The sequence below is a fragment of the Acetivibrio cellulolyticus CD2 genome (assembly GCF_000179595.2).
Classification (GTDB): domain Bacteria; phylum Bacillota; class Clostridia; order Acetivibrionales; family Acetivibrionaceae; genus Acetivibrio; species Acetivibrio cellulolyticus.
This window is the reverse complement of sequence record NZ_JH556653.1, coordinates 628,495-650,916: the sequence shown is the minus strand read 5'-3', so window position 1 is coordinate 650,916 and position 22,422 is coordinate 628,495. Positions and strand designations below refer to the sequence as shown.

Here is a 22,422-nt window from a genome sequence, read left to right as displayed (position 1 = left end):
GCTCCGCAAAAATCGTAGGTGATCAAATGCCAAGGCCGAGGAAATGCAGGACGATTGGTTTTGTACCTGGCAATTCTTGTTTTCATCCGCAATTACACAATCAGGATGAAGTAGTTTTAACCATTGATGAAGTTGAAGCCATCAGGCTTTCAGACTATCTTGAAATGGAGCAGGATAGTGCCGCAGAAAGTATGAATGTATCAAGAGGTACTTTTCAGCGGATTATAAATAGCGCAAGGAAAAAAATAGCAGATGCGCTTGTCCATGGGAAGATCATTCGAATTGATGGGGGAAAATATGAACTGTCAGAACCTAAAGCCTGTTGTAGAAGGCATAATAATGAGTGCAAGCGGTATGATTGCGAAAAATGCGAAGAATGTGAAAAAAATAAATAAACAGTAATGAGGTGGAATAAAATGAATGACAATGGTTGTAATTGTGAAAGCACAGATTGTGGCAGCTCTTGCTCATCTGGGAGCTGCGGAAGTAAACAGACGAGCTTTATTGAAAAAACTCATGAGCTTAACTCTATAAAAAAGGTAATAGGAGTTGTAAGCGGTAAGGGTGGTGTTGGGAAGTCACTTGTAACATCCACTTTGGCAGTAATGATGCGTAGGAAGGGTTATAAGGTTGGTATATTAGATGCTGATATTACCGGACCATCCATACCTAAAATGTTTGGTATAACAAAAAAAGCTGAAGGCAGCGAGTTTGGAATCTATCCTCAAAAAACACATAATGATATCAATGTAATGTCGGTAAATCTTCTCCTTGAGAAAGACGATTCGCCGGTTATTTGGAGAGGACCTGTTATTGCAGGAACAGTAAAACAATTCTGGACAGATGTTATATGGGGAGATATTGATTATTTATTCCTGGATATGCCGCCGGGCACAGGGGATGTTCCGCTTACGGTATTTCAATCTATACCGCTGGATGGAATTGTTATTGTTACATCTCCTCAAGATTTGGTTTCATTGATCGTAAAGAAAGCCTATAATATGGCTAAAGCCATGAATATTCCTATTTTAGGTGTTGTAGAAAATATGAGCTATTTAAAATGCCCTGATTGTGGGACGGAAATAAAGCTCTTTGGTGAAAGTAAAATTGATGCTATAGCAGATAATTTAGGTGTTAAGGTGCTTGGAAAGATGCCGATTGACCCGGCTGTTGCAGAATTAAGTGATAAAGGTGAAATTGAGAAGTTAAATAATGAGTATTTAGCTGAGGCTGCTAGTTTTATTGAGAAGAGCATGAATTTAAAGCGAGAGGAGAATAAGTCTATGAAAATTGCAATTGCTACAGAGGGATCTAATGTATCCGGGCATTTTGGGAAGTGCGAGAATTTTACAATAGCTGAAATTGAAAATTCGATTATAAAAAGCAAAGTTGTTGTAAATACTCAGGGAAATCAACATGGCCTCCTGCCGGGTTTTCTTGCATCTCATAATGTAAATGTGGTTATTGCTGGAGGCATGGGTGAAGGGGCAAGGCAAAATCTTGTTTCTAACGGTATTGAAATTATATCTGGGGTAAGTGGAAATATTGATGAGGCAATTGAGGCATTTTTGGATGGAAGTTTGAAATCAAATGATGTTGGCTGTTCGGGACATGAACATTCGCATGGACAAAACAATGGGGAAAGCGGCTGTAATTGTGGGCATCACTAGTCATTTGATTATTGTTTGGAGTATGTGAAAGGGTGTTCCCCTTTTCTGGTTTAAGGTGAGGTGTTATTTTGAATAGTCATACTGAATTTGCTATAAGCTTGTTTAAGGAAGGGTATAATTGTTCACAGGCAGTTTTAGGAGCATATTATAAGGAATTAGACATGGATTTTGAAACCGCCATTAAGCTTGCTTCATCATTCGGAGGAGGAATGGGGAGGTTAAGAGAGGTATGTGGAGCGGTTTCAGCCATGTTCATGATAGCAGGACTCAAATTTGGGTATACCGATCCTTTGGATAAATCAATAAAGCAAAAGCATTATGAGTTGATTCAAATGCTTTCACAAAGATTTAAAGAACAGAATGGTTCGATTGTATGCAGAGAGCTTTTGGGCTTGGATTTACAGCATGATAGCCCTGTACCGGAAGCAAGAACTAAAGAATATTATAAAAAACGTCCTTGCGTGGAATTTGTAAAATGTGCAACTGAATTAATGGATGATGTTTTAAAGAAAATGGAGATTGACTCATGCTAAAGATCAAGGTTTTATAAACAAAGCAATATTTTTATGTTGTTGGAGTTTAAAATGTAAAAAAGCCCTGTAAAGTAGTGAATTATACAATACTTTACAGGGTTTTTATCATGTTTTACGGAAGTCTATTTAGTACACCTTTAATGGCTGCGCAATCAGTACAACCATCTTCAGGGCCCCCATCCTTGCAGGTTTGGAGACAATGGTTTATAGATTTTTTTAAAAGATCGACTTCCTTTTCGTTAAGCGTAAGTGTAAACATTGTTTATCAACCTTCCTGTAGAAAATATTTACTATATATTCTTTCCAGTAATAATGGATTATATGACTAATAGGAATTTGTTTTTGGGGAATAAAAGTAATAAGATAGATTTATCAAGAATAACTTATGGAGGCTCATTATGAAAAGATTTAAAGAAATGCTACCTGGATTGTTTTTTGCAACAGCTTTAGCAATCGTAGCAACATTTCTTGGTAAGTTGGCACCTATTATCGGAGGTCCTGTTTTCGGAATTGTATTGGGAATCTTAATCAGTAGTATATGGGGAAAACCCAAAACCACAAAGCAGGGGCTGACATTTGCCTCCAAAAAGATACTGCAATGGTCTATTATTGCGTTAGGAGGAGGCTTAAGCCTTACACAGGTTTATAAGGTAGGGGTATCCTCACTTTATGTGATGATTTTCACACTAACTACAGCTTTTATTACGGCTTATGGGATTGGAAAACTCATGAGAATTCCTATAAAGCTTACAAGCTTGATCGGCATGGGAACAGCTATCTGCGGTGGATCAGCTATAGCGGCTATTTCACCAATTATTGAAGCAGAAGATGAGGAAATTGCTTACTCAATATCAACCGTGTTTATATTCAATGTCATTGCCGTACTTATATTCCCCCCGCTAGGACACTTACTGGGGTTAACGGATAATGCATTCGGACTTTTTGCCGGAACAGCTATCAATGATACTTCATCCGTTGTAGCAGCAGGCTATGCTTTCAGTAATGCAGCAGGTGCTTATGCTACCATTGTCAAACTGACAAGAACTACTATGATTATTCCTATTTCGTTGATATTCGCGGCAGTAGTGTCAATTCAGAAAAAAAGGGAAGCAAATAAGAGAGGCGGGGAAGTTAATTATAGCTTCAAAAAGATATTTCCATGGTTTATTGTGTGGTTTCTGGCAGCATCGCTTTTAAACACCGTTGGAGTTATAAATGGACAGATGGCTGGTTTTATCACAGAAGTCGGCAAATTTTTTATTGTTGTAGCATTAGCGGCTATAGGGCTTAATTCTGATTTGAAACAAATGCTCCGAACCGGCTTCAAACCAATGTTGTTGGGGTTGGTTGTATGGGCAAGTGTAACTATTGTAAGTCTTATTGTACAATTCTCTTCAGGGCAAATTTAAGGCGGCGGAGACTCAGGAACATCGAGTTCCTTCGTTTTAGCCTCTTTCATTCAATTCGAAAGAGGCTGAATAAAAACTCCGGGACATCGAGTCCCTCTGTTTTTGCCTCTTTCACTTCGTTCGAAAGAGGCGGAATAAAAACTATGGAGAAATTCTCCTGAAAGCAAGTATTTTTCCATAGTTAAGCAGTTTTGTATTCCTTTCAAGATGGGGTAGGTGCTTTTCGGTCATGATTTGTTGCTTACTACATATCTTTCGGCCATGATTCCTGCTATAGCTCCATCAGATGCTGCTGTGACCACCTGACGAATGAGTTTTGTCCTTATGTCACCTGCTGCAAATACTCCATCAATACTGGTTTTAGTATCTTCAGCGGCTACGATATAACCCCATTTGTCAATTTCCAACTGTCCTTCATACATTTTTGACATTGGTTCGGTTCCAATATATACAAAAGCTCCTTCGGTAGGTACTTCGGATAGTTCCTTTGTTTTCAGATTTTCTATAACTACACTGGTAAGTGCATGTCCCTGTCCATTTACTTTTCGTACCTCAGAATCCCAGATAATATCAATTTTCGGGTTCTTGAAAGCCTCTTCCTGGGCTGTTTTTGATGCCTGAAAATTGTCGAACTGGTGAATGATAGTGACATGGGAAGCAAACTTTGTAAGGAATACAGCTTCTTCAACCGCTGAATTTCCTCCCCCCACAACTACGATTTTTCTGTCCTGGTACATGGAACCGTCACATGTTGCGCAATAATGTACTCCGCGGCCTTTGAATTCATCAGCTTGCTCGGCAGGGAGAGCCCGTGGCTTTGCTCCGGAAGCAATTATTAAAGCTTTAGCATAATATTCGGTATCTTCTGTACGAACATATTTTATTTTATCATTTAGATTTACTTGGGCAATCTCTTTCAGATCGTCAATTCTTGCGCGGAAGGATTTTGCCTGTTCCCGCATATTATTGATAATTTCCTTTCCTCTTACGACGCCTGGCGTACCTGGATAATTTGCTACATGATAGGTTGAAGCTGTTTGCCCTCCGGGTACACTTTCGTCAATAATTACAGTATTCATATTTGCCCTTGAGGCATATATTGCGGCTGAAAGTCCGGCAGCACCTGCACCAAGAATAAGAACATCGCAGTCCACGCGTTTCATATCTTCCTTTGGAATAACATCGCCAAGAATTTCTTCAATTGCCTGTCGAACCTGGGGTTTGTTCATAAAGCCATTTAATCTTGTGCCAACTTCCTTACCGTTTTTGTAGAAAAGAACGGTTGGACTGCTTGAAACGTTAAGACTTTTAGCAAAATTGCGGTTTGCTTGACGCAGAATTTTTACAAACTTTATATGACCTCCATATTTTTCAGCCATTTTTTCATAAATAGGGGCTAATACTTCACATGGAGCGCAATCTTCCGAATAGAAGTCCACAATGACCGGAATGTCGCTTTTTGTAACTATACTTTCAAATTCATCCGAGTTAATATGCAGTATTTTTTCACTCATTAAAAACATCCTCTCATAGATTGTTTGTTGAATTTTACTGAATTTGATTACTTTCAATATTATTAACAATATGGATACTTTTAATAAGATTTATATATCCGTGCGGGTAAAAATAACGTGTACTAAGATAACATTTTTTAGAAGTGTTTTGTAATAGAGGCGGCTTTTACTGCCGCCTCCACAGACATAAATTCTAATCGTGGCAGCCGGCCACAACCTTTGAAGATTTGGAACAGCATTGAGCAGTTGTGAATTTTTTACAACAGCTATTGGAAGCGGATCTTTTGGTAACTTTTTTCACTTTTTCACCTCCAATCCGAGATAAATGTTTTAAAACCAACATTCAAAGCAGCTCTCAAAACCCTGCTTTGTAGCCATTATGGTTAAACTTATAAAATCATAACCGTTTTTAATGTATTCCCTGCGTTTTAAAATTTCAATATTCTTAAAACCTGAAGATGTAATACTGTCCAAGTATTCTATTTCGGTTACTGCTCCTCCGAAACATTGCGCCCAGGCTTCAGGATCATTCTTGATTTCAGAGGGAAGAGGATACTTTGTAACAGCATCGGAAATGACAAACCGTCCTCCTGTTTTTAATACTCTAAAAATTTCACTGTAAACCTTTATTTTACTTTTAGCATGATTTATAACACAATTACTTATAACAGCATCAAATATCCTTTCATCAAAGGGAAGATTTTCAATATCACCTTTTACAAACCAGATATTTGAAATTCCAATTCCTTCTGCATTAGACAGTGCAACATCAATCATTTCCTGTGTAATATCCAGGCCTATAGCTTTGCCATGGGGTCCTGTCTGTATAGCAGCTTGAATTGTTTCATTTCCTCTTCCACAGCCCAAGTCCAGAATATTTTCACCGGGTGATATTTTTAAAAAATCGAGATTATTTCCACAGCTTAAATTACAACTATTATCTCTTTCTTTTGAATATCGTGACTGAATCTCATTTAACATTACCAATTCCTCCCGTTGGTTAAATGCTTCCTATGAGTGTCTGTACAGCAGCTTACTTTTATTTTAGGTTCTTCTCTCTCATTTCCTATAGCCATTTTACGTATGTTATCAATATAATAGTTAATTCCTGTTTCCAAAAGCTCATAAATGGGGCGACAGTCAGGAGAATGAACATTTCCGTCGTTTTGATTAGCAGCAACTACTCCGCAGCCTCCTCCGCAAATAACATCATATTTGCAGTCACTGCATTTTGAGATGCTTTTTACATCTCTTGTCTGCCAGGTTTTTATTGCATCAATATTCAGTTCTATTTGAGGCCAGTAGGTTCCTAATAGATATTCTTCGCGTCCGCAGCTGGCAGTACATCCGTATATTTTGCCGTAAAGGTCAAATACCCACTCGGTTTTGCATGCAGGGCATGTATCAAAGCTTGACATATATAATTCGCCTGTATCTACCAGGTGACGTATACCCTTGAAATCAGGTCTGTGAAATTTGGCGAGGATAGGGTTGGACTTGCTTAAAGAAGCAAACTCCCCCCACAGTTGTATCTGTGTCATAAGATGCTGGGGTTTTGCATAACAGTCGAATAGCTCATAGTTTCTGCCTATCTGGGTTTTAAAAAGCTCAGGCGGCAGGTCCAGCCAGCCCTTTTTATCAAGAAATTCAGCAAGGTTTACGATATCTTTGATATTTTCCATATCCACAACGGAACGCAGGTTTACCGGTATTTTATTATTTACAGCGGCTTCAATTCCTTGAATTATTTTGTCGAAGGTTCCTTTTTTGTTGGCAGTTGCACGTCTGGTGTCATGAATTTCTTTGCTTCCGTCAAGTGTAAACTGAATTTCCTTAATCCTGACTTTTTTGAGAATATCGACATATTCCATGAAATCATATCCGTTTGTTACTGCCGCAAATTCATAACCTTCCGCAGCGGTTTTGTCAATGATATATTGAGTTATGCTCTTCTGTGCAGGGGAATTTACAAGAGGCTCACCACCGAATAAAGTTATAAAGGGCTTTACGGCTGCCTCTGAAAAATTTGCCTTTGCATATTCAAAAAAAGCATCTACAGTTTCCTTTGAGATTAATGAAGGTCCTTCTTTGAGGCCATGCTGAAAGCAATAGGTACAGGCAAGATTACAGCCATACGTTGGGACAAGCATCAGTTGAATATGGGATTGGCCAATCTCATTTTTGAATTCCTCATATGCCTTATCAATTGATGCATTCAGCTCATCCTTCTTTTTGAAAGCATACCCACGTTCTAGAAGGTAAGAGGAGAATTTATTATCTGGATTTCCACCTTCATTTATTTTTTGATAAAGGTTGTAATCATGTTGGTCCATGAGATCAAAATTGCCCGAAACAGGGTTTAAAATAGCATATTCTGGGGTTTTTGAATTTTGTATTTTAACAATAATATTGTTTTTGGCAAGAATCATAATAAGGCCTCCGTTACATTTATTATTATATACCTATCACTAGTATGCAATATAATTATGTTACAGAAATATCAAGATAAAAATTACAATTAACTAATAATATATATTGGGTATATATAAAAAATAGAAGTATAAGGGAGTGTCGCAAAACTATTTAAATAGTTTTACAACACTCCCTTATTCAAACTTTCGAGGCTATGCTACAAAGATTATTGTTTTGTTTATCTATGTCTATTATATAGACTGATATGTTATATTAGGATCCGGGTGTAGATTTTTGGTTCCATGGGATTACATATCCATAAACATCAGTTGGACGACCGCCCATAATGTATATATTTCCGTTACTTTAAAATATATTGCAATATTTGAATATAACGATTGACAAGACAGAAGGTCCCTTGATATAATATAAAAGTACCTGGCAGGGGTATATAAAGTGGTGAGAGGTGGACTTAAATGGAAAAGGTAATTAAGTTTTTTCATAACTGGGCATGGTTAATGCTCGTTATATATTGTGTTGTTGGAATGTTCTATCCGCTAATAGGAACAGCAGCTTTAATATGCATGCTGGCACCCTCCATTGTTGCAGTATTCAAAGGGAGGATGTGGTGTGGTAATTTCTGCCCAAGAGGGAGCTTTAATGATCGTATACTTTCAAAATTCAGTTTGAGAAATAAGGTGCCTGGGCTCTTAAAGGCAACATGGTTTAGGCTGACATTTCTTATATTGCTAATGGGAGCTTTTGCAATTCAAATAGTTTTTGCTTGGGGCAACATTTACGAAGTGTCATTTGTTTTTGTAAGAATGATTATTATAACTACTGTTATTACCATAATCCTAGGTGTTTCTTATAATCAAAGAACTTGGTGTATGATTTGCCCTATGGGCACTATGGCTCATTATATTGCGAAGTTAAAGCTTTTTGCCGGGAAATTCAGATACATTGCTTTTAACAAGGAAAAGTGTGTAAATTGCAAGGTCTGCACAAAGAATTGTCCAATTGGGATTGATGTTTTAAGCCATAAGAGTGAGGGTACAGTTAATGATGCGGACTGTTTAAAATGCAAGGTTTGTATAGAAAAGTGTCCGAAGAAATCATTGTATGTTGCTTGAGATTAGTGAATATAGTACTATGCTATATAGATTCGGAAAAATATAAATAGTTTGAGAAAGGAAGTATCTTTATGAAAATAACAGTTGATAAGAATTTATGTCCGCAAAATCATAAGTGTCCGTCAATTAAGGTTTGTCCCGTAGGAGCAATTCAACAAAGTGGCAATGGATTGCCAACAATTGATGAGGAAAAATGCATTAAATGCAAGAAATGTGTGATGTTCTGTCCAATGGGTGCTATTCAGGAAGAATAATAGGGTTGATGAGATAAATACAGCATAAAATTAATACCGGACTTGCAAAGGTTTGCAAGTCCGGTGGGCTTGTAAAAGCTGAAATAATTATTCTGATTTATAAATAGGCTGATTTGATGCTCTTAAGAAATATACTTCGTTATTAGATTTATCAATTATTCTTACAACTACATCAACGTTTATATCTGGCCCCCACTTTGGTCCTCCTATAATAATTCTTTCCTTCTTTTTAGTACCTTGCTCAAAAATAGATTTATCCTCATTTGAAAATTTAGATTCCCAAACTTTGTTGCCGTTTATAATCCATACCCTATCTAAATCAACTGTTTCCGGTAGTTCTATTTTTTCATCTCCAATTAGGTCAACTATACCAGTTAGAGGTTGACCATTAGGTGGACAAATTGGCATGAAATCTCTCCCTAAATAAGTGTCAATTGAATACATTACGCCATTTATATTAATTTGCTCAGGTTTAGCCAATAATTCATCTAACTCAATGCTACTTATATTTACGGAGTATTTTGGGAAATTAGCAATAATGCCAAGTAGATATTGCCTTAAATATGCAAAATCTATAGAATCAATTTGTTTGTCGTCATTTAAATCAGCACTGAAAAATCCTGATTCGACAGGGAGTCTATTAATTTGGCCTACTAAATATTTTTTCAGAATCATAAAATCAATAGAATTTACACTTTTGTTTCCATCCAGGTCACCAATTAAAGCGTTTCCGCTTTCTCTTCCTCTTAAATTACTGCAAAGTTCAAGCTCTCGGTTTCCTTTATAAGCTTTGATACTTGAACGGGCTACAATATCAGATGATTGCGTTAGTGGTACAACTCCTGTAAATTCTTCTATTCTATCAAATTCTCCCGGTGTATACGGCAAGTATTCACATTTAGAGGTATTACCGTTGTTTGTTATTTCAAGAGTAATGTTAGTTGCATCAGTCTTTGCCCTTAAATGAGTCTGAGCTTTAACAGAAATACCATCATTTTCGGTAACAAAGTCTGTCATATACCATTCATTATAAATATATGCATTAATGTTTTCCTGTTCGTCCATCTTATCGTATTCAGCCTTGAAAGAATCATAATAGTTTTTTCTGAACAAAGCAAAATCTATGGAGGATATAATACCATCATTATCTTGATCCAAAGCATCTTTAGCATTTATAAGAAAATCAGTTTTTAATTCACCTTTTCCAATTTTAACCCTTACAGTTTTATCTCCTTTTCGAGCGTTGACGTAGGCACTGAAGTTTATTGTATCAGATTCCCTAGAGTTAAAATCGGACAAAATTACTTCAACTTCTTTATCGAAATTGCCATTGCTGTCAATTTCTATTTCATCGGTTAACGAAGGGAAATTACCACTCTCAATGCTAAGACTTTCTGCATCTGTATTTCCGGTTATATGTACAACAGCATATACCTGAAGGTAAAGTATATCCGGTGGCACTAACATGTGCTGAAGGCTTAATTTAAGCATGGGCTGCCAATCGTCATTAAAATTTAAAACTATGTCCCCTGAAATATTTGTGTTGTATTCAGGCTCAGCAAAAACATTAACACTGCCGGGATAGATTGTTGTAGGCACAGGATTGATGCATCCATCTGCAATGAGGACGTCTTTCGCATTTACAGCAGCAGTTACGTTGGAAGAAGATACTACATTAAAAGTAAGGTTTGCAAACATTCCTTCCGCACGTATGTCATAGTCAGTGCAGCATGTATAGTTCATAAAAAATAATTCAATTTCTCCAGGAGACTTTAATTGTGTTCCAAAACTCGAAACAGGGGACGGAATAATTTCCCCGGGTGAAACGGATACATATTCCAACTGAGTTGGATCATAAGTGATTGTCATCTTAAGAGTTGAAATTCTTTCAGGACTTCCTTTAAAAGTTATTGGTATATTTACCTGATCTTTGTACTTTGCGTCAGAAGAACCTAAAATTACCTGCATGTTTGTATCGGTTTCAGTACTTGAAGCTGCAGATACTACTGTGGAAAACAGTGTGATGAGCATTGTAATTACCAAAAGCATACATAAAAATTTTTTCATAAAATCAAACCTCCCCATTAAATAAAAGATTTTATTAGTAGCATTTAGTTACTAAATCAAATATATTGAAAATCATTGCAGAAAAAATATTAGATAGATGTAGGATAGAGAATTGTATTAAGTATTGTAAATATTAACTCTTTTATAAAAAATTATAAACTTATTGTGGAATTTAGTCAATTATGCAGTTTATAAAACTTAAGTTTAGTCAGGTAAGAAGTAAGCTTTTCAGGATTATTTTCTAATTCCATCATACAGTTAAGTCAGGATGGAATTAGAAAATTTCTATCCATTGATTCCTGTGCAGCTTAGGGGAATCATTGGATTGTGAACTTTCTCAATTTGAATTATAATTATATACTATAGTAACTTGTATTGAAATATAACTTGGCGTTCCATCTGAAATATTAGATGAAGAAACGTGCACTAAATTGTACAGAATTCGTATTTTGCTTTATATTTTCAACACGAAAAGATAATATTAAAAAGGGGAGAACATAAAAATGTGGAAATTAAAATGTTTGTTTTTATGGACGATGGTATTGGGAATTGCGGCAGGATTAGCAATACTTCCAACTAGTGTCAGGGCTATTAATGAAGTTGGTCAGGTAAAAGCACAAAAGTGTGTAATTCTCTACATAGGAAGTTCAGATTCATATGTTAATGCTACAAAAACAGAAATCGATTCGGCTAATTCTAAAGTTGTTCCTATTGTCAAAAATGGGAGGACTCTTGTTCCGGTAAGATTTATATCAGAAAGCTTAAATGCTAATGTTGCCTGGGACGCAGCTACAGCAACTGTTACAATCACTTATAATGAAAGTACTGCAAAGTTAAACCCAGGGAATAAAATAATGCTGATAAATGATAAGGAGATAGAACTTGATGTACCTGCTGAAATCATTGAAGGAAGGACTTATTTGCCCCTTAGGAAACTGGTAGAGGATGTTTTAAAGAAGAACATATTTTATGACAGGAATCTTATTATTATAAGTGATAGTCTTAATAATTTCGATAAGTTTGCAGATAAGGAACTTGTTGACGATTTGATTTATATGTATTCAGATAATGTTACTACTCATATATCGGGAGGAATTTCTCATACAGCCGCAATAAAGGAAGATGGAACGGTTTGGGTATGGGGGAATTACGGAAAAAAAAGTATATCGATACCGGAAAAGGTTCCAAATTTAGAAAGGGTTGTTAAAGTGTCTGCAGGATACGATTACACGTTGGCATTAACTGATGATGGAACTGTTTGGGAATGGGGCAGGATCAACATGGGATTAAAGCAAGGCGAGTTTAATCAAATCCCGGTTCAAATTCAAGGCCTGAAAGATATAAAGGAAATTTCTGCAGGTAATGGTGGATATCATCTTGCATTGAAGACGGATGGAACTGTATGGATATGGGGGAATAGTTGGTACGATAATATGGAAACAACTAAAATAAAAAAAAGGTTAGAGCCTGTTAAAGTTCAAGGATTAAGTGATGTAGTAGATATTTCATGTGGTGATGATTTCTATTATGCACTTAAAAGGGACGGAACAGTTTGGCACTGGATGGATGATTATTTTGATATGTTGGAAAGAAAAGCAGATATTAAAGATATTATTGATATTTCAGCAGGGTCCAAACATGTATTAGCTTTAAAAAATGATGGGTCTGTATGGATATGGAATGCACTTTATGATAAAGAAGTTTATTCAGGACAACAAAATGAGGACTTGACTTTACCTGTGCAAGTTAAAGAAATAAGCAAAGCTGTTGCAATTTCAGCTATAGGAGGAAATTCTATAGTTCAAAATGAGAATGGAAGTGTTTATTTATGGGGTTTAGTTTATGATGGAAGGAGTACAGTTCCTAAATTACACGAGCTAAGTGATGTTATGGAAATCACATCAGGTGACGGATATTTTTTGGCACTTAAAAATGATGGTTCTCTTTTAGGCATTGGCAATAATGGCAGCGGACAAATCGGAAATGGTAATTTTATTACAAAAAAGGGTTTTGTAAAATCTGTATTTAGCCTAAATCCTCTTGAATTTGTAAATGTAAAAAGAGAAGACACTCCAGTATTTGAATTTGATAAGGAAACAACAAAAGAATTAGATATCCAAGCAAAAAATATAATGGAAACATACGGAAGCAACCAATACGAAAAATTCGTTCAAAAGGATAAAATGGATGTTGTAACTGTTGATAACCCGAAAGATTTACTTAATGCAATTAAGCCAAATCGTGAAATAGTTTTGAAGGCAGGGAAAACATACAACTTAGCAGAAGCATTGACTAAGGGGGAATACGGGTATTTATATGAAGGTGAAAATAGTGATTATGTAAGCGTTGAGGGAAATGATTTGATTTTTAGAAACCTTGAGAATCTCATAATAAGATCCGAATCAGATAAACAAACATATTTAAAAAGCCCTGGTATTAAGTATGCACTAAGGTTTGAAACCTCAAAAAACATAGTAATCGATGGAATAAATGCAGAACAGGAACTGGATTATGACGTACATTATGGTCCAGAAGTATTCTCATTTTATTTTTGCAAAGATATTTATATAAATAATTCAGCTTTAGTTGGAGGATATAGAGGATTATCACTTATTTTTGTGGATAATTTTGTTTTTGAAAATTCGCTTATAGAGGATTGCATTTATTTCCCAGTTTCAATTATGAATTCAAATTATGTTTTATTCAAGGAATCCAAATTAAGAAATAATAATAGTGATACTTTGGTTAGTGTTTCTGTTGGAGAATATATAATATTTTCTTGTTGTGATATAAGTAATAACGTTGCAGAATTTGGTTTCACCTTTATTGAAGTTAATTCTACAGATGAAAATTATTTAAGGAGGACAATTATTGTTAGTGATACTGTTATAGATAACAACCAATTTAAGTTCTTAAAGTTATATGTAGATGATGTATATTTTAAAAATACCTCATTTAAAAACAACCTTTATACAAAAGGGGCTTATGAGTACGATTTTCCACAAAAATAATTTTAATATATCAGCCATCAGCACGGAATTGACAAACCTGCCAAGAACATGCTGTCTAATATACCCAGAACCTTGGAACAAATCTAAAAACACACCTAAAAACACACCTAAAAACACACCTGCTATCACAATTGATTTCGTGCTAGCAGGTGTGTTACAAATTATCGTTAAATTTACTTTTTACTAACCCGGATTTTAATGCCTTCCTTCACTTCAGCATTTTATTATCAGCAAAGGATTCCCTAACTTTTTCAACATCCGCATCTTCGACGTCGCCATCTCCATACCGCACCACATTATATAACAATGCAAGTCTGCTTTTCTCAAAGAGTTTTTGCTGTTTCCAATCATCCAGATCCTTTACTGTTTCTGAAGGTGTTAAATGGGCTTTAAATAAATAGCCGGCTGATATGCTATTAAGTAGTATATGCTTGTATATATAGCGGATTCGCTCCTTGTTGCTTTTTAGATCCTTCCATTTTGGCTCGTTATGATATAGGTTTGAAAGTCGGGTTCTGACTTTTTTGTTGTAGCCTTTCTTAAGATTGTCTAAATTGATTAAACTTACCTCTTCATCTTCATAACCAAAATCAGTTTCCTTAATGTTGCGTCCTTGAAATAAGGAATTACGGAGATCTTTCGTTACTTCATATATAATCTTACAAATTACAATAAAGGCAAGGACTGCAAAAACTACTAAAACTACTTTGAGTATTGATGGGTTAAAACTTCCAGTGCTATGGGAAAGCGCATCATCAGAATAGTCTGTTTTTGAAAATCTTATATTACCCAGGCGGGTTAACCAATCAATTATCATTGTCAGTGTCTTTGACAGCATATACCAAATTGCCAGGATTACATTCTTTATTACAGGAACATTTGAAATAATAAAAATCGATAAAAAAGTGAAAACAATTGTAAGTCGATTATGCTTAACAATAGATGCAGGTATCAATTTTTTGTTAGTTGAATTAGTCATGGACTTAAGTTTTAGTTCATTTGATTGAAACAGATAAACTACTGTACTGATGACTGCCATCAAGGTAATAATGGGTGTATATGGCTTAAGTACGCCAACCATTATAAATATGAAATATGAAATTAAATATATTGCAAGCCAGCCCTGGGAAGCTGTGTGGGGTAAAGATTCAACTACTGGAGCCTTGGTAGATTGTATTCCAAGGTATAAGATGATAATGTAAATTGCAGAAGACAGAATTACCTTAGGACTTATTCCTAAAAAAGCATATGATAGAAAAGCAGAAGCCGATAAGTTAATTAGTATGCATAAGAGCTTTTTGTCGTTTTCCAATAAGTATCCTTCGAAGATTCCTATAAGAGTAAAGATAGCAAGACTGCCTATCCATAGCCATATGGAAGTGGCAGGGAATAATAATATTCCCGTTGCTAGAACAATAGGAAAGAAAAATACCATTTGTATAATACAATTAAACCATTTTGTGAGTATTTCATGAAACATGTTTTTCATAAATGTCATCACTCCCAACTAAGCCATCTTCAGCATCGAGCTTAAGAATCTCAACAGAATTTCCCATACCTCTAAGTTTATCAATCTGTTTTTCCATATCTTCATCCTCGTAACAGGTAATAAACAGGAAATCTCTGTTTTTTGTACCCATATCAATATCTTCTTCTATCAAAGTGCTGAATGCGGTAGTTTGTGCAATAACTATCTTTGCCATGGCCTCAAGTAATATTGCTAACTGGGCGGCACCTGCTCCGGGCAATATTCGTATTATCTGCTTGGGTTGGTCAATAGTGGATCCGTTTGAAGCAAAGCCGGTTTCAACTCCGTTTGACAGGGCATAATTAACAATAGATGCGGCGTATATGATTCCTTTTTCAATAATATCAGGTTTTGCAACGTAACCATTAGTATTATAACTATCTTCTACGTTTAGATAGATCATAAGGCTTGGGGAAGAAGTGTGGTCTAAATTGTGGACTTTTATATCACCGGAACGTGCAGTGGCCTTCCAGTTGATATGATTTAAAGGGTCTCCGTAATTATACTCCCTTATACCAAGGATCATAAAAGGGTCCTCCAAAATCCAACGCCTCACAATTATCTCACCAATCCAGCTACGTACAGGAAATGGAATTTCATCTACATTTATTGCATCAGGATATACAAGAAGATTTGAGGACAGATCTATGTTCTTGCAGGTTTCATTCAGGCCTAATGCATCTCCGCAAGTAATTACGGCAGAATTTAAGGAATAAAAACCCCTTTTTAAACATTTTACTTTGTGCCGACGGGTTATTTTTTTGTAGGGACTCAGGCTGAAAAAGCTTTTGTGGTATGCTCCATATTTAATATCAAGGTCCCCTTGGCTTTGAAACTTAAGACTCGGATCAATTCTTGATTCAAGGCGCAGCCATGGCAGAGGAAGAAGTTTTTTGTTTGAGATACATTCAACCATGTGTATTTCTTCTCCAACAAAGGCCGTATTTGTGGAAAAATATCTCTCATATTCAATATCTCTGAGGCCAAGTCTGGTATAAACTAAACGCTGAATATACAGCACAATAACTGTTGCTATAATAAACCAATGTACTCCCAACATATAGGTTCACCCTTTTTATAAATTTTCTTCAGTTGGAACAGCTACTTCGCATAAAATCTGGTCGATGATTTTTTCTGCATTTTCTTTTGAGAGCATTGTACCTTTTAACACCAGACGATGGCATAATACAGGTTTTGCAAGCGCCTTTATATCATCTGGAGTTACATAGCTTCGGTCTTTTAATATGGCATGTACCTGCACTGCTTTTAGTAAAGCCTGGCTTCCACGAGGACTTACACCTATGATAACTTCTTTATGGTTTCTGGTCTTTTCAACAATATTCACGATGTATTTTAAAACGTCATCGCTGACATGCACTTTTGAATAGCTGTTTTGAGCATCAATGATATCCTTTGTTGAAGCTATAGGTCGAATTCTGTCTAAAGGATTTTCTTCCTTGAATCTTTTTAATATCTCAACGCCCTCATCAGTTAAAGGATATCCCATTTTAATTTTTATAAGAAAACGGTCAAGTTGTGCTTCCGGAAGCGGAAACGTTCCCTGTGTGTCGATCGGGTTTTGAGTAGCTACAACCATAAACGGTTGCTTTAGCATTCTGGTCTCGCCATCTATAGAGACTTGTCTTTCTTCCATACACTCAAGAAGACTCGATTGAGTTCTTGGGGTAGCACGGTTAATCTCATCTGCAAGTAGAATGTTCGTAAAAATCGGGCCGGGTCGGAATTGGAAAATGCTTTCTTTCTGGTTGTAAAAATTTATACCGCTTAAGTCTGTTGGAAGTAGGTCTGGTGTGAATTGAATTCTTTTGAATGAAGTGTCCAGTGATTTGGCCATTGCTTTAGCGAGTAGTGTTTTACCTGTACCCGGAACATCTTCTAGCAGAACATGCCCGGAAGAAATTAGTGAAACCTGCAATAAATCGATGATATCATCTTTGCCCACTATTACCTGACTGATATTCTCTTTAACCTTTTGCATTAATCGCCTGATCTCAGTTAACTCCATGAATACCACTCCCCTATATTTTCTTTTATTAAATTATATCACTAAAGCTGTTTTGAAATGGTTACAAAACAGTAAATAAATCAAAAATGTATTAATGTTTGACAATTTGTTTTGGAATTTCCAATAAGTCCTTTGTACTCCTCAGCGTATTGATTATTTGATGCGTTTTTGTGGAATGTGGAAGAAATTTCGAGTATAATTATAAATGCAAAACTTGCTTCTCATACAGAAGTGGAGTATATATTTACAGATATTATAGTGAGGTGTAGAGTTGGGGACTAAAAAGATTTTGATTATTGATGATGAACTTTCAATATTGAATCTGGTATCAATGGTCCTGAAAAGGGAAGGGTATGAAGTAGAACAAGCCAGAGATGGAAACACCGGCCTCAGGTTTTTTGAATCATTCAGGCCAGACTTAATAATACTTGATATAATGCTGCCTGATATAAATGGAAATGAGGTTTGTAAAATGGTGAGAAGCAATAGTAGTATTCCTATAATGATGCTTACAGCCAAAAGTGATATTGTGGACAAAATAGTAGGATTAGAACTTGGAGCAGATGATTACTTAACAAAACCTTTTGATAATAGAGAACTTTTAGTGAGAGTAAAAGCACTACTCAGGCGTACTGGATTGAAAGATGTTAATCCTGATATTTTAAGCTATTCAGATATTGTCATTAACTTAAAGGAAAAAGTTTTACTTAAAAATAATAAGAGAATTTCTCTTACACCAATAGAATATCAACTGTTGGAGTTATTTATGAAAAATCCTTCAAGAGTATTTACAAGAGAAGACCTTCTTACAAGAGTATGGGGATATGACTATTATGGAGATAGCAGGACGGTAGATATTTCTATAACCAGACTCAGGAAAAAAATTGAAGATGACAGTAAAAATCCAAAATATATTGTTACAGCCTATGGTTTTGGGTATTGTTTTAAGGGGACATATGAATGAAACTTGGTACAAGGTTTATTACATATTATATTACTGCTACAGTTATTTCACTATTTTTAGTGGGACTTGTAGTGTTAAAAGGTGTGGAGCAAACGGGGATATCTGCCGTTGAAAACCAATTGACTCAAAAATGCCAGCTTGCCCAGACGTATATAAATCAATCAATTTATCTATATGGAGACTATAAACAAGTTTTAAGTCCTGAGTTGGCAAGAAATATATCCGGACATCTTAATGGAATTGCTGAAAATGTGAGAATATATGACCTGAACTTTCAACTTTTAAGTTCTACTTTAGATACCGAATACAGCATATTTAAAAATCAACATAAGCATTTACAGGTTCTAGAACCTGCTATGAAAGGTGACTATTCATATATAATTATTGATAACACAGTGTTTTTTGCTTCTCCTATTGAATTTGACAATAAGATAATAGGAGTTTTAGAGATTGTTTACCCACTAGACTTTCTGAATGGTATAATTACTGCAATTATCAAGCTTTTGATTTTGGGAGTTTCTTGTTTTATTCTATTGATAACCATATTGTCTATTTATATATCCGGGAGAGTTGTAAAGCCTATAAAAAAGCTTGCATTTTTTGTGGACAGATATTCTAAAGGAGATTTTAAGCCTGTATCTGTTGATAGTTCAGATGAAATAGGAAAGCTTTGTGAGGGGTTTAACTTAATGGGATTTAAACTTCAGGAATATATTGCTTCTCAGAAGAAATTTGTTTCAAATGTTTCTCACGAATTAAAAACACCTCTTACTGCTATAAAAGGATATTCAGAGTACATGATAGATGAAGTCAATGATAATCCTGATCTTAAGAGAGCTGTGGAGTATTTGAACATAGAAGCCACAAGACTTACAAACCTTGTGGACGAATTGCTTCTTTTATCCTGTATGGATTCATCTAAAGAAACATTCCAACTTTCCAGATTGAATATTTCAGAAACATTAATAGAGGCTATATCCAAAATGAAATTCAGGGAAGAAAGATATGATGTAAAGATTCAGTTGGAAGTTGAGGATGAACTATATGTATGTGGTGACAAAGAAAAGCTGTTGCAGGTTTTTATAAATATTCTTGATAACTCAATAAAATTCTCCCAAAAGGGAAGCTCTGTAAAGGTTAAATTGGAGAGGGAAGATAGTCTTGTCAAAATGATTGTATTTGACAAGGGGATTGGTATACCTCAAGAAGAGATCAGCAGAGTATTTGAAAGATTTTATAGGGCAGAAAATGTTTCAGGTATTGGAGGAACAGGACTAGGTCTTTCCATATCAAAGGAAATAGTTCAGGTTCTAAATGGCAAATTAAATATAGAAAGTCATTTTGGACAGGGAACAAAAGTTTATATTGAGTTGCCTTTATGGAAGGAGGGGTAGTGTGAAGAAGACAATAAAAAGAATTTTACACATTATTTTATTTTTTACCCTATTTGTGGGCGTTATTAGCTTTACTGGGTGTAGTTTATGGAGCAGTGAGAACCAGGTGAAAATAATACCAAAACCAAAGGTTAATGATATTGGAATAGAAGGTATGACTTTTGTGCAAAAAGGTTCTGTATGTGATGTGTCTTCGGATGGTGAAAAATTACTCTTTTATAGTGAAGGTACTGCTAAATCTGATTCTGTAAAAGAGTTGTATGTGATGAATTTGACAGATGGATTTTGCAGCAAGATATGGTCAGAAGATGGCATTGTTGAGTATATAGCCAAGTTCTCTCCTGATGGGGAAAGAGTAGCCGTTTTGCCTTTTAGTGGAGTATGTACCCAAAAACAACTTCTTTTCCTTGTGAATCTTGAAGAAGGAGAGATAAAAGAGCCGGCATTCAAAACCTTTGGAAGTATAATACAAGGAACAGAAATAAGATGGTCATCAGATGGTGAATCTTTATTAGCAACAGGTTGGAATGGCAAGAATGATAAAATATTTATTTTCGATAAGGAAGGCCAAGAAAAATATTCTCTTGATAGTAAACAATACTCTGTTTTGAATACGTCAGGAGGAGACTTCTGCAAGACACAGAACATTCAGTTTTACGACAAATCGACAATTTTGTATGCTGAAGGTGACAATATTATTCTGAAGGAAATTAAGAATGATACCCTAGAAAAAATATGTTTTTCCGAAAGGAAAATTGTAAATGGATACAGCTTTGAAATTTCTCCTGATAAAAAGTATATAGCATATAGCCTTAAGGTTGATCAAACAAACTATGTTATTAAAGTAGATTTATTAGGTGAAGATTTTATGCCCCTCTATACAGTATCAGAACTTAAAATATCGTCACCAGAACCCGTATATGCATGGTCTTCCGATAGTAAGTATCTGACGTATTTCAATGATAATGCCATATGGAATATAAATTTAGGCACTAGGGAGAACAAAAAGATAATAACAAATATGGGTAGAGTCTGTAAAATCAGGTGGGCCCAGAATAAAGGATTCATATTTGAAGCACTTTTTGAAGAAGAAAAGATGGAGAACAAAATATATTATGTGAGTTTAGAAGGTTCAAATCAGGTGGATTTTAATATTACTCCTGAAGATTTATCAGTTGAAGAGAGTTTATCAAATAATACTCTAGTAAGTAACACTGATTATAAGAAAAAAGTATTTACAAGTGTGAGTGCTTCTACTTCTTTAGTTGGCTATAATGTAGTTAATCTGACGGATGGAAAATTAGATACTGCCTGGGGAGAAGGTGCACCTGATTGGGGAATGGGCCAGAGTATTGAATTTGAACTTGATAATGTTTCACTGAATATGATAGGAATAGCAAATGGATATAGAAAAAATCAGTACGTTTATTATGCAAATAATAGGGTTAAAAAGCTAAAAGTTGAGGTGGAAACTGTAATTAAAAACACTGATACAGGAGAACTTAAAGAAGGTACAAAGCTTGAAAAAATAGTCAATCTTGATGATAAAACTTATTATAAAAGCAACTATTTAGAATCGGTGGATTTGATTTTTCATCACAATGATTTAGAAGATGTTAAAGATAATGAGATACGACTTGCAAGGAAGATAAGGCTTGAGATACTTGATGTATACAGGGGAAATAAATATAATGACACCTGTATAAGTGAGGTTTTAATCTGGGGCAACTCTCCAAAGCGATTGTTACAAGATTGAAACAACTTTGAAGCTGCTGTGAAATAGATGGATTGTAAAATATAGCTAAGATAAATAACTCAAATTTCATACTAATAGAGTTTTGGTAAGTGCTTCAAAACATACCGTAGTGTAATTAACAACTACTTCTGTTATGCTTTCTGATATAAAACTCATGAAGTCAGGAGGCATTTTAAAATGGCACAAAGAAAATCCGAGACAATATGGAAGCAGACAATTTTAGATTGTAAAGCCAGTGGCTTATCTGCTAGGCAATGGTGTGAAAAAAATAATATAAAATTGTCAACCTACAAATATTGGCTTACAAGACTCAATAAGCAAAAGAACTCAGCAACAGATATATGCTGGGCAGAAATGAAAATTCCAGAAGAAGTGATAAGGCATCCGGGTTCTGCTTCCATCACAATACGGTATGACAATTTTGTATTGGATATACACGAAAAGACTGATCTTCAGTTGCTAGCAACAGTGTTAAAAACACTGCGTTCAATATGTTAGGCGGATTTACCCAGGGAGCTGAACATATCTACATAGCCTGTAATTCCACAGATTTTCGGAAGCAGATTGATGGATTGGTGGCGATTGTGAATCTACAGTTTAAACTCGATCCATTTTCAGACAGCTGCGCTTTCATCTTCTGCAATAAAAGAAAAACAGCTATTAAAGTCTTGAGATATGATAAAAATGGGTTTATCCTTGCCAGCAAGAAGCTTTTGGAAGGAATGAAGTTTCAATGGCCCAAGAGCCCGTC

The 22,422-nt window shown here is 35.4% G+C and carries 20 protein-coding genes; 12 read left to right on the top strand and 8 right to left on the bottom strand.

The window, feature by feature from the left end; translation table 11 throughout:
• Positions 1-26: 26 nt before the first annotated feature.
• The 3 genes from ACECE_RS0205190 (at position 27) to ACECE_RS0205180 (ending at position 2,203) form a co-directional block, all read left to right on the top strand.
• Positions 27-395: a DUF134 domain-containing protein gene (locus ACECE_RS0205190; RefSeq protein WP_010245036.1), complete on the top strand. Its 369-nt coding sequence runs from the start codon at positions 27-29 to the stop codon at positions 393-395.
• Between the two features lie 21 nt (positions 396-416).
• The gene (locus tag ACECE_RS0205185) at positions 417-1,670 is read left to right on the top strand and encodes an iron-sulfur cluster carrier protein MrpORP (RefSeq protein WP_010245034.1); all 1,254 of its coding nucleotides are present in this window, start codon (positions 417-419) and stop codon (positions 1,668-1,670) included.
• A gap of 68 nt (positions 1,671-1,738) precedes the next feature.
• Entirely contained in the window at positions 1,739-2,203 is a 465-nt protein-coding gene (locus ACECE_RS0205180; protein WP_010245032.1) for a C-GCAxxG-C-C family protein, read from the top strand.
• A 112-nt stretch (positions 2,204-2,315) separates the two neighbouring features.
• On the opposite strand, the gene ACECE_RS30970 is transcribed toward ACECE_RS0205180, so the two are convergent.
• Complete coding sequence (locus tag ACECE_RS30970; RefSeq protein WP_162862483.1) at positions 2,316-2,462, bottom strand: hypothetical protein; 147 nt, start codon at positions 2,460-2,462, stop codon at positions 2,316-2,318.
• A 139-nt stretch (positions 2,463-2,601) separates the two neighbouring features.
• On the opposite strand from ACECE_RS30970, the gene ACECE_RS0205170 reads away from it, so the two are divergent.
• Entirely contained in the window at positions 2,602-3,612 is a 1,011-nt protein-coding gene (locus ACECE_RS0205170) for a YeiH family protein (protein ID WP_010245031.1), read from the top strand.
• Positions 3,613-3,839: 227 nt separating this feature from the next.
• Here the strand turns inward: ACECE_RS0205170 and trxB are convergent, their stop codons facing one another.
• The 3 genes from trxB to ACECE_RS0205155 all read right to left on the bottom strand — a co-directional run bounded on the left by trxB (position 3,840) and on the right by ACECE_RS0205155 (position 7,555).
• Positions 3,840-5,126, bottom strand: a complete 1,287-nt coding sequence (trxB, locus tag ACECE_RS26640; protein WP_010245029.1) for a thioredoxin-disulfide reductase — start codon at positions 5,124-5,126, stop codon at positions 3,840-3,842.
• A 330-nt stretch (positions 5,127-5,456) separates the two neighbouring features.
• Positions 5,457-6,107, bottom strand: a complete 651-nt coding sequence (locus ACECE_RS0205160) for a methyltransferase domain-containing protein (RefSeq protein ID WP_010245026.1) — start codon at positions 6,105-6,107, stop codon at positions 5,457-5,459.
• Positions 6,107-7,555 carry a radical SAM/SPASM domain-containing protein gene (locus ACECE_RS0205155; protein WP_010245023.1) on the bottom strand — a complete coding sequence of 483 codons (1,449 nt, stop codon included), beginning with the start codon at positions 7,553-7,555 and terminating at the stop codon, positions 6,107-6,109. The genes ACECE_RS0205160 and ACECE_RS0205155 overlap by 1 nt, the downstream gene beginning before the upstream one ends.
• A gap of 459 nt (positions 7,556-8,014) precedes the next feature.
• Here ACECE_RS0205155 and ACECE_RS0205150 point away from each other — a divergent pair, with 459 nt between their 5' ends.
• Positions 8,015-8,671, top strand: a complete 657-nt coding sequence (locus tag ACECE_RS0205150; protein ID WP_010245021.1) for a 4Fe-4S binding protein — start codon at positions 8,015-8,017, stop codon at positions 8,669-8,671.
• Positions 8,672-8,742: 71 nt separating this feature from the next.
• The gene (locus ACECE_RS0205145; protein ID WP_010245018.1) at positions 8,743-8,925 is read left to right on the top strand and encodes a 4Fe-4S binding protein; all 183 of its coding nucleotides are present in this window, start codon (positions 8,743-8,745) and stop codon (positions 8,923-8,925) included.
• Between the two features lie 87 nt (positions 8,926-9,012).
• Here the strand turns inward: ACECE_RS0205145 and ACECE_RS0205140 are convergent, their stop codons facing one another.
• Positions 9,013-10,992, bottom strand: a complete 1,980-nt coding sequence (locus ACECE_RS0205140) for a cohesin domain-containing protein (RefSeq protein WP_010245015.1) — start codon at positions 10,990-10,992, stop codon at positions 9,013-9,015.
• A 503-nt stretch (positions 10,993-11,495) separates the two neighbouring features.
• On the opposite strand from ACECE_RS0205140, the gene ACECE_RS0205135 reads away from it, so the two are divergent.
• On the top strand, positions 11,496-14,003 hold the full coding sequence (locus tag ACECE_RS0205135; RefSeq protein WP_010245013.1) for a stalk domain-containing protein: 2,508 nt from the start codon (positions 11,496-11,498) through the stop codon (positions 14,001-14,003).
• A 208-nt stretch (positions 14,004-14,211) separates the two neighbouring features.
• Here ACECE_RS0205135 and ACECE_RS0205130 read toward each other — a convergent pair whose 3' ends face one another.
• Genes ACECE_RS0205130 through ACECE_RS0205120 form a run of 3 tightly spaced genes read right to left on the bottom strand, consistent with a single transcriptional unit; the run spans position 14,212 to position 17,557 of the window.
• The gene (locus tag ACECE_RS0205130) at positions 14,212-15,492 is read right to left on the bottom strand and encodes a hypothetical protein (RefSeq protein WP_010245011.1); all 1,281 of its coding nucleotides are present in this window, start codon (positions 15,490-15,492) and stop codon (positions 14,212-14,214) included.
• On the bottom strand, positions 15,473-16,591 hold the full coding sequence (locus ACECE_RS26635) for a DUF58 domain-containing protein (protein WP_010245007.1): 1,119 nt from the start codon (positions 16,589-16,591) through the stop codon (positions 15,473-15,475). The genes ACECE_RS0205130 and ACECE_RS26635 overlap by 20 nt, the downstream gene beginning before the upstream one ends.
• Before the next feature lie 15 nt (positions 16,592-16,606).
• The gene (locus ACECE_RS0205120) at positions 16,607-17,557 is read right to left on the bottom strand and encodes an AAA family ATPase (protein WP_010245004.1); all 951 of its coding nucleotides are present in this window, start codon (positions 17,555-17,557) and stop codon (positions 16,607-16,609) included.
• A 271-nt stretch (positions 17,558-17,828) separates the two neighbouring features.
• Here ACECE_RS0205120 and ACECE_RS0205115 point away from each other — a divergent pair, with 271 nt between their 5' ends.
• The 5 genes from ACECE_RS0205115 to tnpB form a co-directional block, all read left to right on the top strand.
• Positions 17,829-18,521, top strand: coding sequence for a response regulator transcription factor (locus ACECE_RS0205115; protein ID WP_010245001.1), 693 nt, complete (start codon positions 17,829-17,831; stop codon positions 18,519-18,521).
• The gene (locus tag ACECE_RS0205110) at positions 18,518-19,915 is read left to right on the top strand and encodes a HAMP domain-containing sensor histidine kinase (RefSeq protein ID WP_010244998.1); all 1,398 of its coding nucleotides are present in this window, start codon (positions 18,518-18,520) and stop codon (positions 19,913-19,915) included. Before ACECE_RS0205115 ends, ACECE_RS0205110 begins: the two co-directional genes overlap by 4 nt.
• Position 19,916: 1 nt before the next feature.
• Entirely contained in the window at positions 19,917-21,671 is a 1,755-nt protein-coding gene (locus tag ACECE_RS0205105) for an NADase-type glycan-binding domain-containing protein (protein ID WP_010244995.1), read from the top strand.
• Positions 21,672-21,848: 177 nt separating this feature from the next.
• Positions 21,849-22,169 (top strand): IS66 family insertion sequence element accessory protein TnpA, encoded by a 321-nt coding sequence (gene tnpA / locus ACECE_RS26630; protein ID WP_010243263.1) that lies wholly within the window; start codon positions 21,849-21,851, stop codon positions 22,167-22,169.
• Positions 22,163-22,422 (top strand): IS66 family insertion sequence element accessory protein TnpB (gene tnpB, locus ACECE_RS32275; protein ID WP_010244991.1); only part of this gene is annotated, 260 nt, incomplete at its 3' end. The genes tnpA and tnpB, both read left to right, overlap by 7 nt.